Source organism: Amycolatopsis sp. NPDC057786 (genome assembly GCF_042797905.1).
Taxonomy (GTDB): Bacteria; Actinomycetota; Actinomycetes; order Mycobacteriales; family Pseudonocardiaceae; genus Amycolatopsis.
In genome coordinates, this window is record NZ_JBHVKW010000021.1 from 15,638 (window position 1) to 28,531 (window position 12,894).

At 69.2% G+C, this 12,894-nt stretch carries 10 protein-coding genes; 6 read left to right on the forward strand and 4 right to left on the reverse strand.

What is annotated here, in order from left to right:
- The first annotated feature begins 60 nt into the window (after window positions 1–60).
- The gene (locus ACFVM3_RS14680; RefSeq protein ID WP_378438886.1) at window positions 61–570 is read left to right on the forward strand and encodes an HAD domain-containing protein; all 510 of its coding nucleotides are present in this window, start codon (window positions 61–63) and stop codon (window positions 568–570) included.
- A gap of 212 nt (window positions 571–782) precedes the next feature.
- Window positions 783–3,305 carry a LamG-like jellyroll fold domain-containing protein gene (locus ACFVM3_RS14685; protein WP_378438888.1) on the forward strand — a complete coding sequence of 841 codons (2,523 nt, stop codon included), beginning with the start codon at window positions 783–785 and terminating at the stop codon, window positions 3,303–3,305.
- A 22-nt stretch (window positions 3,306–3,327) separates the two neighbouring features.
- Here ACFVM3_RS14685 and ACFVM3_RS14690 read toward each other — a convergent pair whose 3' ends face one another.
- Window positions 3,328–4,983, reverse strand: a complete 1,656-nt coding sequence (locus ACFVM3_RS14690; RefSeq protein WP_378438889.1) for a DUF885 domain-containing protein — start codon at window positions 4,981–4,983, stop codon at window positions 3,328–3,330.
- Window positions 4,984–5,068: 85 nt separating this feature from the next.
- Here ACFVM3_RS14690 and ACFVM3_RS14695 point away from each other — a divergent pair, with 85 nt between their 5' ends.
- On the forward strand, window positions 5,069–6,067 hold the full coding sequence (locus ACFVM3_RS14695) for an enoyl-CoA hydratase/isomerase family protein (protein WP_378438891.1): 999 nt from the start codon (window positions 5,069–5,071) through the stop codon (window positions 6,065–6,067).
- On the opposite strand, the gene ACFVM3_RS14700 is transcribed toward ACFVM3_RS14695, so the two are convergent.
- Entirely contained in the window at window positions 6,055–6,759 is a 705-nt protein-coding gene (locus ACFVM3_RS14700; protein WP_378438893.1) for a hypothetical protein, read from the reverse strand. The genes ACFVM3_RS14695 and ACFVM3_RS14700 overlap by 13 nt on opposite strands.
- Complete coding sequence (locus ACFVM3_RS14705) at window positions 6,752–9,748, reverse strand: DEAD/DEAH box helicase (RefSeq protein ID WP_378438895.1); 2,997 nt, start codon at window positions 9,746–9,748, stop codon at window positions 6,752–6,754. The genes ACFVM3_RS14700 and ACFVM3_RS14705 overlap by 8 nt, the downstream gene beginning before the upstream one ends.
- 82 nt (window positions 9,749–9,830) lie before the next feature.
- Here ACFVM3_RS14705 and ACFVM3_RS14710 point away from each other — a divergent pair, with 82 nt between their 5' ends.
- Window positions 9,831–10,448: a hypothetical protein gene (locus ACFVM3_RS14710; RefSeq protein ID WP_378438897.1), complete on the forward strand. Its 618-nt coding sequence runs from the start codon at window positions 9,831–9,833 to the stop codon at window positions 10,446–10,448.
- 6 nt (window positions 10,449–10,454) lie between these two features.
- Here ACFVM3_RS14710 and ACFVM3_RS14715 read toward each other — a convergent pair whose 3' ends face one another.
- Entirely contained in the window at window positions 10,455–10,883 is a 429-nt protein-coding gene (locus ACFVM3_RS14715; RefSeq protein ID WP_378438899.1) for a MarR family winged helix-turn-helix transcriptional regulator, read from the reverse strand.
- Between the two features lie 70 nt (window positions 10,884–10,953).
- Between ACFVM3_RS14715 and ACFVM3_RS14720 the strand changes: the two genes are divergently transcribed.
- Entirely contained in the window at window positions 10,954–11,562 is a 609-nt protein-coding gene (locus ACFVM3_RS14720) for a TIGR03086 family metal-binding protein (protein ID WP_378438901.1), read from the forward strand.
- A gap of 179 nt (window positions 11,563–11,741) precedes the next feature.
- Window positions 11,742–12,860 carry a hypothetical protein gene (locus ACFVM3_RS14725; RefSeq protein ID WP_378438903.1) on the forward strand — a complete coding sequence of 373 codons (1,119 nt, stop codon included), beginning with the start codon at window positions 11,742–11,744 and terminating at the stop codon, window positions 12,858–12,860.
- Window positions 12,861–12,894 lie beyond the last annotated feature (34 nt).

A 12,894-nucleotide genomic window follows, 5' to 3' on the forward strand; every position in this document is an offset into this window, starting at 1 on the left:
CCCAGTAAGTTACTTATCGGTCAGTTATCGTGTCAATGAACACCGATAGCGTGTGCCGCCGTGGCACCAGATCCCCTGATCTACCTCGACGTGGATGGCCCGCTCATTCCGTTCGGGCTGGAACCTTCCCGCTACCCGTTGTTCGGCCCCCCGCCACGGGATGACGAAAATCCGCTTCTCGGCAGGCTTGATCCCTCGCATGGACCACGACTGAAGGCACTCCCCGGAGAACTCGTCTGGGCCACGACATGGATGCACGACGCCAACGACGCTCTCGCACCGAGACTCAGCCTGCCCCGCTTGCCGGTGGTGGACTGGCCCGGGCCCTCCGGCACCGACGAGACCGACGCTCGCATCGGCCTGCACTGGAAGACCCGACCTCTGTTGGAACACGCCCAGAACCGCCCGTTCGCCTGGGTCGACGACGAGATCTCCGAGATCGATCGCGCTTGGGTGTCCGGCCACCACGCCGGGCCGGCCCTGCTGCACCGCGTCGATCCCCGGCACGGCCTGACCGGCGCCGACTACCGCGAACTCGGCGAGTGGCTGCGGGAAATCCACCGCTCCTGACACACCGGACAGCTCTCCCGCCCAGGACCGATTCGAGGCCTTCGACGCTTTACAACGTTGTATCAACGATGTAAAAACATCCTGACGACCAGCCGTGGCCCGGCTCACACCGGTTCCCCCGGCCACGGGGTCGTGGTTTCACGCCTGCACAGGTCCAGTGGGAGGCGCACCTCCGCCGAGGCGGGCCGCCCCCGGAGAAGGGTGTCGAGCAGATGTTGCCAACGTTGTCACCACACCGTCCCCGCAAGACGAGACGTTTCCGGAAAACACTGGCGGCCGCGGTCGCGGTGGCCTCCGCGCTGGCGTTGACGTCGGGGGCCGCGACGGCCGCGGAGAGCGGCTGGAAGATGGGCAAGCCACGCCTGACCACCCCGTGGACGAACCAGGTGTCGCCCACCAACGCGTTGCCCGAGTACCCCCGGCCGCAACTGGTGCGCGAGAACTGGCAGAACCTCAACGGGGTCTGGGAGTTCGCCGGCGCCGCGCCAGGCGAGGCCCCGCCCTTCGGCGAGAAGCTCGCCGAGAGGATCCTGGTCCCCTACCCCACCGAATCGGCGCTTTCCGGGATCCAGCGGCACGAGGACTACATGTGGTACCGGCGGACGTTCACCGTGCCCCGGCACTGGAACGTCGGCAGGGACAACACACTCCGGATCAACTTCGGCGCCGTCGACTACCAGGCGAAGGTCTACGTCAACGGCAAGGAGGTGGCCGCGCACCAAGGCGGCTACGGCGCGTTCTCCGCGGACGTGACCTCGGCGCTGAAACCCCACGGAGAGCAGGAGATCATCGTCGGCGTCGAGGACCGCGCCGACGCGACCTGGCAGCCCGTCGGCAAGCAGCGGCTGGTCCCCGATCGCGGCATCTTCTACGAGGGCGCCTCGGGTATCTGGCAGACGGTCTGGATGGAACCGGTCGCGGCGAAGCATATCGGCACGCTCGGCATGGTGCCCGACCTCAAGTCCTCCACGCTCAAGCTCACCGTGGACACCGGCGGGAACTCCGGGCTCACCGCCGAGGCCGTGGTCCGCGACGGCAGGAAGGTCGTCAGCCGCACCAAGGCGTCCGCGGCCGGGACGCTCTCCCTGCCGGTGCCCAACGCGAAGCTCTGGTCGCCGGATTCGCCGTTCCTCTACGACCTCGACGTCGAACTGAAGGACGGCCGCCGCACCGTCGACAAGGTGTCGTCCTACTTCGGCATGCGCGAATTCGGCACCGCCAAGGGCGCCGACGGCAAACTCCGGTTCACCCTCAACGGGAAGATCCTCTTCCTGCAGTCCACTTTGGACCAGGGATACTGGCCGGACGGCATCTACACCGCGCCGACCGACCAGGCGCTGCGCTTCGACCTCGAACAGCACAAGGTCCTCGGCTTCAACACGGTCCGCAAGCACATCAAGACCGAACCCGACCGCTGGTACCACCACGCCGACAAACTGGGCCTACTCGTCTGGCAGGACATGCCGTCGATGCGCACCGGCGGACGTCCGCCCGCCGACGCGCAGCGGCAGTTCCAGGTCGAACTGAAGGAATTGGTGGAGCAGAAGAAGAACTGGACCTCGATCGTCGGCTACGTGCCGTTCAACGAAGGCTGGGGCGAGTGGTCGCGCGAGACCACCGGCAAGATCGCGGACGACGTCAAAGCCCAGGATCCGACGCGGCTGGTCAACGCGCACAGCGGCGTCAACTGCTGTGACTCGCTCGGCGACTCCGGCAAGGGTGACGTCATCGACTGGCACGCCTATCCCGGCCCCGCCAAGCCGATGCCCGACGCCAAGCGGATCTCGATCGACGGCGAACACGGCGGCTACGGCCTCGAAGTCGAGAACCACATGTGGTTCGGCGAAGGCCACGCCTACGAGATGGTGAAGGACCAGGCGACGCTGAACAGCCGCTACGTCCAGAATCAGCGCGAGGTGCTCGCGTCCGCGCAGAGCTGCGGAATCAGCGGCTCGATCTACACGCAGATCACCGACGTCGAACACGAGGTCAACGGCTTCTTCACCTACGACAGGCAGGTGAAGAAGATGGACTTCGCCCAGGTGCGGGCGGTCAACCAGGCGATCATCCGCAACGCCGACGGCAGCGGCTCGGGCGCGCCCGACCCGGGTCCCGGCACTCCGGGGATCGACGGAGTGCACGCCTACAAGTTCGACGAGGGCACCGGATCCAGCGCCAAGGACTCGGTCGGCACCGCGCACGCCACGCTGACGAACGCGCAGTGGGCGGGCGGTGTCCAGGGCGGCGCGCTGGCCTTCGCGGGCAACGGGCAGGCCGACACCGGGGCGAACCTCGTGAACACGGCCGGCAGCTACTCGGTTTCGGCGTGGGCCAAGCTGGACGAGGCGAGCGGCGCGTTCCAGACCGTCGTCAGCCAGGACACCGGCCGCGACAGCGCGTTCTTCCTGCAGTACTCCGGACAGGACCAGCGGTGGGCGATGAGCTTCGTCGGCCTCCGTGCCCTGTCGCCGGAGAAGCCGGAGGTCGGCCGCTGGTATCACCTGACCGGCGTCCGCGACGTCAAGGCGGGCACGTTGTCGCTCTACGTCGACGGTAAGAAGGTCGCCGCGCAGAACGCCTGCTCCGCCGCGCCGAGCACCGGGCACACGGTGATCGGCCGCGGGCAGTACGGCGGTCAGCAGGTCGACTTCCTGCGCGGCGCGGTGGACGACGTCCGGCTCTACGACCGGCCGCTGACCGACGCCGAAGTCGCGACGCTCGCGAAGCGCGACTGAGCCCGGACACGCGGCGCCGGGGTCACTCCCGGCGCCGCGTGCCGGCCACCCACTCCCGCACGATGTCGCCGAGCACGGGCAGCGGCACCTGCCCGTTCCTCAGCACGACGTCGTGGAGATCCCGGATGTCGAAGGCTTCGCCCTGTTGCTCCTCGGCGAAAGCTCGCAGTCGCTGGATTTCCAGCCTGCCCGTCATGTACGACAGGGCCTGACCGGGCCATTCGATGTACCGGTCGGTCTCGGACTGCACCTCGACGTCGCTCAGCACGCAATGCTCGGCGAGGTAGTCCACGCATTGCTGCCGGGTCCAGCCCAACGCGTGCAGCCCGGTGTCGACGACGAGCCGCGCCGCACGCAACGAGTCCTCGGCGACCATGCCCAGCCGCATGACGTCGTCGGAATACAGACCCATCTCGTCGGCGAGCCGCTCGGTGTAGAGCGCCCAGCCCTCGTCGAACGCCGAGAGCGGGACGAGCTTGCGCAGCCGCGGCACGTCTTCCAGTTCGTAGGACACGCAAGCCTGGAAATGGTGTCCTGGAACAGCTTCGTGGAAAGCGACCGACTCGGCGATGAACCGGAACCGTTCGGTCACCCGGTAGGTGTTGGTGGAGTAGACGCCGGGACGGCCGCCGTCAGCCGACGGGGGCATGTAGTACGCCTGCGCGGCGGAAGGCCCGTCGGCTTCCGGCACGGCACGCACGACGCATTCGGCCGACGGCACCCGGCGGAACCAGCCGGGAGCGGCGGCCGTGGCCCGCGCGACCGCTTCCGTGGCTGTCGCGATCATCTCGTCCGCGTCCCGCCAGCACAGCGACGGATCGGTGCGCATCCGCCGCCGGACCGCGACGGGGTCGTCCTCGCCGAACACGGCCGCACCGAGCCGCCGGTACTCCTCGTCCAGCTCCCGGCCGAGTTCGAGGCCGGTCCGGTGCAGTTCCTCCGGCGAGATCCCGGTGGTGGTGTGCGTCCTGACCAGGCCCGCGTAGCTTTCCTTGCCACCGTCCAGCCAGCAGAGGCCTGGCCGGTCGTCGGGACGGCCGCGTCCGGCGATCTCGCGGGCGAGCACTTCGCGGTAGGCGACGAGCGCCGGGCGCACCTGCTCGGTGAACAGCCGCTGCCGTCGTTCCGCGCGGTCACCGGTCAGCGGTGGGACGAGCAGTGGATTGGGTTCGGTGGCCAGGAACCGGTCGACGTGGTCGATCGCGCCGCGCACCGCCCGTTCCACCGGGGTCCGGCCCGCCGCGATCCCGGCGCGATGACGATCGGCCAGCGCCCCGAAGAACTCCGGAAACGCCGCCAGCCTGGCCAGATAGTCCTCTTCCGCCTGCTCCCCCGACGGCTCTAACTGCGGAAGCCAGGACAGCACACCGGTCCCCTCGGCCGCCATCTGATCGGCGAGGGTGTACTCGGTCTTCCGCGAATCAAGCCTGGTCAGCAGCGATTCCGCGTGATGGGCGACGACACCGAGGGTGATCCGGTCCGGATCCGTGGAGCGGGCGGCGTGCCCGGCGATGCGGACGGCCCGCTCCCTCAGCCGGTCGTCACCGGCCTCCGAGACGTCCCGCAACTCGTGGTCGTGTCCCGGGATGTTGTCGAAAGTCGCCATCAAGGGCATCTCGGTCGCGAGGACGTCGAGGAGTTCGTCGGCAAGCTCCGCCGCCGTCGGCTGTTCGCTCATATCCGATGATTACCAGAATTCCCGCGCGCTGAGGCGTGCGCCACAAGCTCCACATGGTCGGACGTCCTACTTTTAGGGTGGCTTCGTGAATGACGTCCAGTTCCTCGTCGAGAGCGGAATCGGCCGGATCACGCTGAACCGGCCGCGTGCGCTGAACTCGCTGAACCACGGCATGGTCCTCGCCATGCTCGACCACCTCGAAACGTGGCGCACCGACCCGGGTGTCCGCGCCGTGCTGATCGACGGCGCCGGCGATCGCGGGCTGTGCGCGGGCGGCGACATCCGCGCCATCTACGAGGACGCCCGCGGCGGAGGCACCGCGTCCCTGCGGTTCTGGGCCGACGAGTATCACCTCAACACCGTGATCTCGCGCTATCCGAAGCCCTACCTCGCGCTGATGGACGGGCTCGTCATGGGTGGCGGCGTCGGCGTCTCCGCGCACGGCAGCCACCGGATCGTCACCGAACGCTCCCGGGTCGGCATGCCCGAGACCGGGATCGGCTTCGTCCCGGACGTCGGCGGCACCTATCTGTTGTCCCGCACACCCGGCGAACTCGGTACGCATATCGCACTCACCGCCGGGGCGATCTCGGGTCCCGACGCGATCCACTGTGGACTCGCCGACCATTTCGTCCCCAGCGAACGGATCCCGGACCTGCTCGACGCGCTGGCCGCCCGTTCCCCGGACGACGCGCTGGCGCTGATCGCCGAACCCGCGCCGCCGAGCACGCTGGCCGCCGACGCCACCTGGATCGACCGATGCTACGCGGCGGACACCGTCGAGGAGATCCTGGCCAGGCTCCACGCCGAGGGTGACGTCGCGGCCACCGCGGCCAAGGAGATCGAGGCGAAGTCGCCGACCGCGCTCAAGGTGACCTTGCGTGCGCTCCGGTCGGCCGCCGCGATGCCCGATCTGGAAACCGCGCTGGCGCAGGAGCTCCGGATCTCGACGCACGCGTTCTCCACCGCCGAGTTCGCCGAGGGGATCCGGGCACAGATCATCGACAAGGACCGCTCCCCGAAGTGGTCCCCCGCCACACTGTCCGAAGTGGACGACGAGGTCGTCGACGCCTACTTCGCCTGATCGGTGATCGCCCGGTAGAGCGGTCGCAGCAGGGCGGTGACCGAGGTTCCGTCCACTGTGGCCTTGAGCGGCGGGACCTCATCGAGTAGTCCCAACGGGTCCCCGGCCCGAGGCCGTCGCATGTTCGTGACGTCACCGGCCGGGCCCCAGCCGAAGAAGTCGTCCATCACCTCGTCGAGGCCGGGCGTCTCGGCCTCTGCCGTCTGGGCGCTCACCCGGGTGCCCGCCTGCCGCCCGATCTCGTCGAGCAAGGCCGTACGGTCGCGGCCGCGGAGCGTGAAGATCGCGAACGGGTCCGCCTCGTCTTCGAGCGCGATCAGCCCGGCGACGAGGTGATCACAAGGAACGCGAGTGCCGGGGCACGTGCAGTCCAGCGACAGTTCCCACGCCGCTTCGGGGAACAGGGGCACCTGCTCAGCGGCGAAGAAGCGATCGATGTCGTCCGGGATCCGGCCGTCGAGCAAGGCCGTCTTCGCGCTCTCGTCCGCGGCGACGGCGGCGATGACCGCCGTCCACACCTGTTTGCCGAACGTCGGCAGGCCGATGCGGACCTCGTAGAACCGCTGCCGGGTCACCCGGACACGGGCGACCGCGGCGCCGGGCCCGATCGTGAGCGTGTCGACCCGGCAGGCTGGCACCAGTCCTTTGTGGACGCCCAGTTCGTCGAGTGCGCGGCGGAATCCGTCAGTCATCGCCGGCCTCCCGCCCGAGCGCGAAGACCTCGCGCAATGAATCGGTGGACAGCTCCGTGAGCCAGTCCTCCCCGTCGGTGACGACGAGATCGGCCAGCGCTTCCTTCTTGGTGATGACGGCGTCGATCCGCTCCTCGATGGTCCCTGGGCAGACGAACTTCCGCACCTGGACGCTGCGCCGCTGGCCGATACGGAAGGCACGGTCGGTGGCTTGTTCTTCCACCGCCGGATTCCACCACCGGTCGAGATGCAGGACATGGGTTGCCGCGGTGAGTGTCAGCCCCGCTCCCCCGGTCTTCAGTGACGCGAGCAGGATCGGCGGGCCCTCGCCGGACTGGAAGTGCTCGACGATCGAGTCGCGGCGCCGCTGCGACAGGCCACCGTGCAGGAAGGCGATCTTCGCGTTCAGCCGGTGCGAAAGATGCGGTACGAGCACGTGCCCGAATTCGGCGAACTGGGTGAAGCACAACGCGCGATCACCGGCGTCCAGGATCTCCGCCAGGAGCTCTTCGAGCCGGTTGACCTTGCCGGAACGGTGCCCGATCGGCGAGCCGTCGTGCAACAGATGCGCGGGGTGGTTGCAGATCTGCTTGAGCTTGGTGATCGCGGCGAGGATGTTGCCGCGCCGTTTGACCCCGGCGCTGTCGGCGATCTTGGTCATCATCTCGTCCACGGTGGCGCGGTACAGGGTCACCTGTTCGCGGGTGAGGCGGTACTCCTGGAGTATCTCGATCTTCTCGGGAAGGTCGGCGAGTACGGTGGGATCGGTTTTGAGGCGCCGCAACAGGAACGGCCGGGTCAGCCGGCGCAGCTCGGTGGCCGCGGGAAGATCGCCCCGGCGCTCGATGGGCACCTCGAACCGCTCGCGGAACTCCTGCCTGCCACCGAGTACGCCGGGGTTGAGCAGATCCGAAAGCGACCACAGATCGGCGAGCCGGTTCTCCACCGGCGTCCCGGTCAGCGCGATCCGGTGCCCGGCGGGGATCCGCCGCAAGGCCTGCGCGGGCCCGGTGTTCTGGTTCTTGACCGCCTGCGCCTCGTCGAGCACGAGCCGGTGCCACCGGATGGCCGCGAGCTCGTCGACGTCGCGGGCGGCGGTCGAGTAGGTGGTGACGACCAGGTCCACACCCTCGGTCCGGACGCGGCCGCGATCGGCACCGTGATGGAGGTGAACGCGCAGTTCCGGTGCGAACTTGGCCGCTTCCCGTTGCCATGTCCCGAGCAGCGACATCGGGCAGACCAGAAGTGTCGGCCGCCTGTCGTCCTGAGCCCGCTCGATCGCTTCGAGCGCGAGGAGCTGGACGGTCTTGCCCAGCCCCATGTCGTCGGCGAGACACGCCCCGAGCCCGATCGACGCCATGAACGAGAGCCACGCGACACCGCGGCTCTGGTAAGGCCGCAGGGTCGCCAGGAACGTCGGCGGCGGCTCGACCGGCTCGATCGTGCGCTGGACGCGGCCCGCGAGGAAGTCGTCGATCCAGCCGTCGGTGGTGACCTCGGTGACCGGCAGCGGCGTTTCGAAACCGCCGTGGAGCAGGGCCAGCAGGTCCGCCTGGGTGGGCAGCGGCGGTTTCTCGCGGTCCGGGTCGCGGTGGAGGTATTCGAGCCCGGCGCGCAGCAGTTCGGGGTCCACGCTCACCCAGCGGCCGCGCAGCCGGACCAGTGACGACTTCGCGGCCGCGAGCCCGGCGAGCTCTTCGTCGGTCAGCGCGTCCTCTCCGACGGCGAGCGCCCAGCGGTAGGAGGCGAGCTGGTGACGGCCGAGCCGGTGCACGGCGGCCTGGTCGACCGGAGCGCCGCGGACGGACAGCTTGAGCGCCAGCTTGCGCCTGCCACCCCAGCTCGCCGGGAGCTGGACGTCGAAGCCGGCCGCCACCAGCCGTTCCGCGCCGCCGTCGAGGAACTCCACGGTTTCGGCGACGGTGAGGTCGTAGATGCCGGGCTTCTCGGCGTCGACCGCGGGACCGAGCAGCGGCAGCACACCGGCGGCGCGCTCCAGTTCGGCGGCGAACAGGCCCTCGGGGTCGGTGAACTTCGCGCCGGCCTTACCGGACCAGACGTCTTCCGCCGGGAGCAGGAGGCTGGGATCGGCCGTGGAGCGCAGGAGGAACCGCAGCTGCCATTTGGTCCCGTCGCCGGTCTGGTCGTCCGGGTCGTCGGCCGGCCCGTGCAGCGTGGGGACCTCGTCGAGCCGGAGGCAGACCGTGCCCTCGGTCAGGTCGGTGTCGCCGACCGCGTCCCAGGCGGCGATGCCCTCGGCGACGATCCCCATCCGCCCCGGCGCCTGGCCGATCCGGTCGTCGGCGCTCTTCAGCGCGTGGAGCCACGACCCGAACGGGCCCTCGCGGCCATCGCTTTCCGTGGCGTGTCCGGCGGCGGCGAGGCGATCGCGGACCGCCGCGTCGACCAGGGTGTGGAGCGCGTCGGTGACGAGCGCCGCCGGATCCGGCCCGGGATGTTCGGCGCGGCCGACCGGCGGGGTGGCCGCGATCAGCGCCCGGACCGCGACCGCGTCACCGCCCCTGGCCACGGGCCGCCAGCGTGCCCGCGCCACGATCTCGTTCCGCACGAGCGTGGGCAGCACGCGGCCGCGGCGCACCAGATCGTCCGCCAGCCGGACGACGGCACGGAGATGGCGGACCGAGGTGCCGTAGCTGACCGTCTCGGCCAGGTCTTCCAGCTCCGAGGGGTCGATCAGGAGCGCGGGCACCGACCAGGGTTCCAGCGTCAGTTCCTGCTGTGGACGGCCACGGGCGCCCAGCTCGGGCGAGGCGACCGGGCCGCCGCGACGCGACGGAAGCAAAAGAACGGCCGACGCCGGTTTACCGGGGTGCAGGGCGGTCAGATCCGCGACCGAGGCGGCGAACGGATGCGGCCGGGCCGAGCTCGACGGCCGCATCGACGTCGTCGCCGGGCGGTCGCCGTGCTCGCCCCAGAGCACGATCCCGCGGCCCCGGGACCACAGGCCGTGCACGACGAATGCTGACATGGTCCTCCTTCCGCGGTCTGGTCCCTCCAGCATGCCCGGGACCGATCAGCGTCCGGTCAGCGAGGCGCTTTAGGGTTCGCGGGTGACCGTTCTGAACGCGATCGAGCCGGGCGAGAGCCTGATCGTCCTCGGCCCCTCGAAGGCCAAGAACCGAGGTGGCGACGCCTCCGCGGGGTCCGCGCTTTGGCCCGAGCCGATGCTTCGCGCGCGGGCCGAGGTCCTGGCGCGGTCCAAGGTCGACGGCGGCGGGCTGCGACCGGCGTGGCTCCGCTACACCGGGAACTTCTACCGGAACGTCGGTGGTGCCCTCGGCGAGGCCGCCGCGTCCGGACGGCTGCTGATCCTCAGCGGCGGCTACGGGATCCTGCGCGCCGGCGAGCCGATCGCCTACTACGACCGGAAACTCAAGCTCGGCGACTGGCCGCCGGGAGTGCTCGAAGACGCCGTACTCGATGAGGCCCGCCGGCTCGGGGCGGCGAATGTGGTCACGTTCGTGTCCGCCAGTGCCGACTACGCGAAGCTGATCCGGCGAATCCCCTGGGACACCTCGGAAATCGGCGGTGTGCTGGTCACGATCGATTTCCACGGCGGCGGCGCGCAGGTCGAAGTGCCACGGCGGCTGGCTCAGGCCTTCGGCGCGTGGTGGCGCCGGTCGCCGTCGGACTACCCGCCGGGCATGGTCACCGACGTACTCGGGTGAACCCCGTCACGGCCACTCGGCTTCGGACAGCAGACGCGCGGCGCGAAGGAACGCCGCCCGGTCGACGGCGGGAAGCCGTCCGAGCAGCCGTTCTTCCTGCTCCTGGATCTTCGACTGGGCCGACTTTCGCGCGGCGCGGCCGGCTTCGGTGATCCCCAGCAGCCGGACCCGGCGGTCTTTGGGGTCCGGCTCGCGGGTGATCAGCCCGTCGTCTTGGAGGTTGTCGAGGGTGCCGATGATCCGGGTCTTGTCCGCGCCGATCGCCTTCGCGAGCGCGGCCTGCGTGCGGACGGGTCCGTCGTCGAGCGCGCTCAGCACCACGTAGCCCCACATGGTCAACCCGTGCTCGGCCAGCACCGGCGTCTCGGCGTTCATCAGCCGTCGCATCAGCCCGCCGAGCATCGCCGCCAGATCCGGCCTCCCCTGCTCCGCCATGCGCAGACCATACCGACCTGGCCCGCGAAACCTGTTGACTAACTCGTACGCACATGTAGATGATATGCGCATGCCTATCGATGAGCTTCGCATCCTCGACGCCCTCGTGACCCGGACCAGCCTCGACCTCGTCAGCAAGATCACCCCCGCGGATCTGACCAAGCCGACCCCGTGCAGCGCCTGGACCTTGCATGGCCTGCTGGCGCATATGACCACCCAGCACCACGGTTTCGCCGCCGCGGCCGAGGGCGAGAGCCACCTCGACCATTGGCGGCTGCTCCCGCTGGGCGACGACCCCATCGCCACCTACCGCGCTTCGGTGAACCGGGTCCTCAACGCCTTCGTCCCCCACGACCTCGCCGACCGGAGGTTCGCCCTTCCCGAGTTCTCCACCGAGCTCACCTTCACCGCGGAACAGGCGCTGGGCTTCCATTTCGTCGACTACCTGGTGCACTCCTGGGACGTGGCCAAAACCCTCGGCCTGCCGCTCGAGTTCCAGCGGGAGGTACTCGACGCCGGCCTGCGGTTCGCCGAGGCGATCCCGGACGGGAAGAACCGGAAGGCTCCGGGCGCCGCCTTCGGCCCGGCCGTCGACGAGAAAGGGGCATCCGACCTGGACACGATCGTCGCCCTGCTCGGCCGTTCGCCGTCATGGCCGGGTACGGCGACCGCGGCCTGATCGCACCCGCGACGGCCGGACACTGCCGGTGAGGGAGCTTCGCGCCTGCCCCTCCGATCCACCCACAGGAACCTCATTTCTCGCCTTGGGTAAGTGGTTCCTGCTCTGTCAGTGCGACAGCGACCGGCATCGGTGTGAGGACCGGTGACACGCCGGTCGAGGTAGCTCACCGTGAAGGGATGGATCATTCGCTGGACGCGCTCCGGGGGCGCCTGTTGATCCAGTGCCGATCGACCAAGGTGGATTCGATTCTCGATATCGCCGAGAAGGCCCACGCGGGTGTCGTCCTCACCGGCGGCTCTCCCGAGTCCACCGTTCTGCGCCTGCGCGATCAAGGATTCCACGGCCCGATCCTGTGCGACGCCGATCGATACTCGGGCAGGCGCCGGGTCGGCGCCCGCCGTGGAACCCATCCCGCCTGGGTCCGCCGCCAGCGAGAACTCGGTTTGGTACCGCTCACCGATTCCGGCTACCTCGCACCACGTGATTGGCCGGGCCTGAGAACGATCCTCCAAGCCGCCGCAAGGGAATCCGGGCCGGTCGTCGCCGTACTTCCCCTGGCCACGAAATGGTTCTCCAGTCCGGCGGTCCGTGAAGCGCTCATAAGGGAGATCGACAAATACGGGGTGCCGGTCGCGTTCGTCTTCGAACACGACCACGATCCCTTCGGAATCCACTACCTGCTCACGGGATTTCTCCGAATTTTGGCCACCGCGAGTGTTCCTGTTCTCCTGTTGCGATGCGACGTTTCCGCCGTCGGCGCGCTCTGCCATGGCGCTCATACCGCGGCCGTGGGCACGAGCAGTTCACTTCGCCATCTCTACCCGGCAACGGCCCGCCGTTCGCCACGACCGCCCGGCGTATCGGCCTTCGTGACACGACTCCTCAGTTACCACCGGCTCGAGACCTGTGAGCGTGTCTTCGCCGGGACACCGGACATCCACCATTTCTGGGTCTGCGAGTGTTCCGTCTGCGAGGGCACCACCCCGGATCGGCTCGACGCGACCGGACAAGCATGGCTCGCGGCATCCCGGCATTCACTCTCTTGCCTGCTCACGATCTACGCGGAGATCTTCCGTGGCCGGCGGACGCCGGACCAACTCGTCAGTTCTTGGCATGAGACATGCAGTCATGCCCTCTATGTCCACGATCAGGTCGCCGAGACCACCGAGCACTGGCGGAAGCCCGCCAACCTCCGCGCCTGGTACGCGATCACCGAGGATCCCTTGCCACATCGCGGCGACATCCCCCGCCAGCCGGCAGATCACCGGCCGAGAGTCACGCTGGCCGCCGACTGACGGATCGGGCGGTCGCCGGACGTCCGGCGACCGC